This is a genomic window from Xenorhabdus anantnagensis (assembly GCF_028598555.1).
Taxonomy (GTDB): Bacteria; Pseudomonadota; Gammaproteobacteria; order Enterobacterales; family Enterobacteriaceae; genus Xenorhabdus; species Xenorhabdus anantnagensis.
This window is the reverse complement of the sequence record NZ_JAQRFN010000065.1, coordinates 1-2,568: the sequence shown is the minus strand read 5'-3', so window position 1 is coordinate 2,568 and position 2,568 is coordinate 1. Positions and strand designations below refer to the sequence as shown.

The 2,568-nt window shown below is 39.8% G+C and carries 4 protein-coding genes and 1 pseudogene; all 5 read left to right on the top strand.

From position 1 onward, the window contains the following. Window positions 1-179: 179 nt before the first annotated feature. A pseudogene (locus tag PSI14_RS19740) lies at window positions 180-548 on the top strand (phage antirepressor N-terminal domain-containing protein); the annotation flags it as partial. A gap of 418 nt (window positions 549-966) precedes the next feature. After that, window positions 967-1,539 carry a hypothetical protein gene (locus tag PSI14_RS19735; RefSeq protein ID WP_273577682.1) on the top strand — a complete coding sequence of 191 codons (573 nt, stop codon included), beginning with the start codon at window positions 967-969 and terminating at the stop codon, window positions 1,537-1,539. Next, complete coding sequence (locus PSI14_RS19730; protein WP_273577681.1) at window positions 1,536-1,742, top strand: hypothetical protein; 207 nt, start codon at window positions 1,536-1,538, stop codon at window positions 1,740-1,742. The genes PSI14_RS19735 and PSI14_RS19730 overlap by 4 nt, the downstream gene beginning before the upstream one ends. Window positions 1,743-1,755: 13 nt before the next feature. Continuing rightward, window positions 1,756-2,118 carry a protein-export chaperone SecB gene (locus PSI14_RS19725; protein ID WP_273577680.1) on the top strand — a complete coding sequence of 121 codons (363 nt, stop codon included), beginning with the start codon at window positions 1,756-1,758 and terminating at the stop codon, window positions 2,116-2,118. Between the two features lie 82 nt (window positions 2,119-2,200). Beyond that, on the top strand, window positions 2,201-2,568 hold a 368-nt coding region (locus tag PSI14_RS19720; RefSeq protein ID WP_273577679.1), incomplete at its 3' end, for a hypothetical protein.

Genomic DNA, 2,568 nt, shown 5'->3' with positions numbered 1-2,568 from the left:
GCTATACGCGTGTAAATAGTTGAATATTCGAGGCACTTCGCACTTTGCAGTTGATTTCCTTTACAAAACGTTACAATCACGAGATAAATAGTGCCGCACTAAAACGGCGAAGCCCCCAACCGTCGTGGGGACAGTCAGGGGCTTCTAAATCGTCTAATACCACTCCAAGGAATATAGACATGTTAAGTATACCACTTAAAGAATCGAGTAACACAATTAACGTTCCATTTCATGGCACCGATCTATATGTCGTTAATTATAACGGTGAGCCGTATGTACCGATGAAGCCAATTGTTGAAGGCATGGGTTTAGCTTGGGGCGCTCAATTTGTTAAGTTAAAACAACGCTTTAGTAAAGGTGTTTCGGAAATCGAAATACCTACCAAAACAGGCAATCAAGATATGACTTGCCTAGCCCTTCGTAAACTTGCTGGCTGGTTAGCAACTATCAGCCCTAATAAAGTTAAAGCGTCAATTCGTGAGAAAGTTATCCGTTATCAGGACGAGTGCGATGATGTGCTTTATGAATACTGGACTACGGGTGAGGTTAAGGCGAAAGCTCCAGTAAAGCAGCCACCAAATTTCAGGTACATCATAAATATGGAAGTTTATGATACTACACTCAATAAGACTGAGGTCTTTACAGGTGGAACGGAGACACCTAGAGAAATTGTTAGCGGAGTAGCAAAACGATACGGGTATTACATTGAAAATATGCTCTCACTGCCAATCAACGCATTTTAACCCCAAGCCACGGATGGCTAAAGTTTGTTACTGCTGTATAAAAATCGTATTACGCCATCTCACAAATCAAGCAATTTCCGATCAACATATAAGCTAAATTGATTTAGTATAGACAGCCACACATTTTGGTGTAAGTGCTCTAAAAGCTAGACAAGATAAAATAATGGAGTACCCAACTGAGATGTCTAATTATTTGCAAATGGTATAACTAACTGGTCTACAAATGAAATTAATAGGATTTCACGGTACTGATGCAAATAATGAAGCATCGATATTGAGCGGAAATTTCAGAGTAAGCGCTAAAAGTGACGAATGGCTTGGGACTGGAGCTTATTTTTTTATTGAGGGACTCGGCGATCCAGAGCATAGTGCGGTATGCTGGGCCAAGTTACAATCATACGACAAAGTTAAAAAACGTTATAGATATACTCAATTTTCTGTAATAAAGGCTAAAATCAGTATAAGCAACCCACTGGATTTAGATTCCCTACAAGGGAAGAAGGTATTCAATTATTTTAGAGATGAAATGATTGGCATCATGAAACAAAATAACATCTCAGCAACTGAGTCCTTTAGGAATTCACTTAAAAATGATTGTGAGATATGCAATTATATAGCAAAAACAATAGGTTGTGATGCTATTATTAGAAGTGAGTACATTAAACTTGACCTGTGGTCAAGAAAAAATGTGTATAACTCAAGGATTCAAAATTGTACAATAGTTAGCATAAGGGAACCATCCCAGTCTATTGACAAAAATTCATTGACTGTTACTCAACGAGGGAGGGTGATATGAAAAGTCAAATGCAACTAGCACAAGAGGCTATTGCTCGTCTGAAATCGATGAGTAGGCAAGAACTTCTGTCTGAACTTGTAACTGCTGGAATTGCAGAGGAAAGATCTCCTTTTGCTTTTACTGAGTTCATGGTTTTTCCCGATGTCAAAGGTGATATCGTAAGCTACTCCAGCAAAGAACATGAATTGTGCCTGTCATTCTAATTATGGATGAACTATGAACTTTAATATCGTAAATATAAAGGCCGCTCATATCAAACTGGATGAAGTTGGCGATCCTGAAACCCCCAAGAAAAATAACATACACTTAAAAAATACATTGTTACTTGATGAAAGTGATAAGTGTAAAGCTATTCTAAGTGCTAAGGTTAAGGTTACAACAGAATCTGGCTTCTGTGTCGAATTCGATTACTTATTCACTTTGTTATTTGAGAATGAGTTCAACATGGAACAAGAGGAAGATTTTTGGAGTGAAAACACCGTTGACTCGGTGGTTTATCCATATATTCGGGCGTTTATTTCTAACTTAATGAATCTTTCTGGTTATCAAGCGGTTAATCTGCCAATCATGAAATTCTAACCAACCCGCCCTGTGCGGGTTTTTTCATACCCAAATTCTAGCCGCCTCGTGCGGTTTTTTTACGTCCAAAAATGAGGTGCCTATGTTTGGAATGCCAGACCTGCCCAAAATGCCCGATATACCCAACTGGAAGGGAATTCCTAACGCCGCAATGGATGCGGGAATTAGTCTGGGCGGTGCAGCATTGATAAATACGCTGTTCGGCAATTACTGGGGGATATTCAATCAGTATGGCATCCCCCTTCTGCTTGCTGATAACGTGATATCACTGCAATACCAGAACCAGTATCGGGTAGTGAGTGCGCCGATAGAAAACGGTTCATTTGCGACTTATAACAAAGTTAGCGACCCGTACAAAGTCACTGTACAACTCACCAAAGGCTCAGGCGGAACTTTGGAGCGCGGCGCTTTCTTGGCGCAACTGGAGATTTTGGCAAAAAGCACGTTGAA

Excerpts from the sequence above, each read along its gene's own strand:
- PSI14_RS19725 (WP_273577680.1), top strand. The coding sequence starts at position 1,756 with ATGAACTTTAATATCGTAAATATAAAGGCCGCTCATATCAAACTGGAT.
- PSI14_RS19735 (WP_273577682.1), top strand. The coding sequence starts at position 967 with ATGAAATTAATAGGATTTCACGGTACTGATGCAAATAATGAAGCATCG.
- PSI14_RS19730 (WP_273577681.1), top strand. The coding sequence starts at position 1,536 with ATGAAAAGTCAAATGCAACTAGCACAAGAGGCTATTGCTCGTCTGAAA.